General features: G+C 70.1%; 1 protein-coding gene. It reads right to left on the reverse strand.

Annotated elements, in window-relative coordinates:
* The coding region (locus tag BN2660_RS16355; protein ID WP_141651323.1) for an SIS domain-containing protein at positions 1 to 355 on the reverse strand (355 nt) is incomplete at both ends.

A 355-nucleotide genomic window follows, 5' to 3' on the forward strand; every position in this document is an offset into this window, starting at 1 on the left:
GAACTCCCCCCGGCGGTGCAGCAGGGCCGTGGTGAGGAGCAGGAGCTGGATGTCGATCGACTCGCCCGCCGTCTCGTCGTCCGCCCAGTTGACGAGCACGTGGTCCGCGGCCGCGATCGGGCTGTCGGCGTCGCCGGTGAGCGCGATCGTGGTCACGCCCTTCGCGCGGCAGTACTCCAGCGCAGCGACGCTCTCCTTCGTCGTGCCCGACAGGGACGAGAAGACGGCGAGCGAGCGTTCGGTCAGGCGGGGGTCACCGGCGGTGGTCAGCTCAGCCGCGATGGCGGACCGAACCGGGAGTGTCGACGACTTCGTGATGAGGTGCTCGTACGGCCACATCGCCGCGTACGAGCCA

It is taken from the genome of Microbacterium sp. 3J1, assembly GCF_001049495.1.
Taxonomy (GTDB): domain Bacteria; phylum Actinomycetota; class Actinomycetes; order Actinomycetales; family Microbacteriaceae; genus Microbacterium.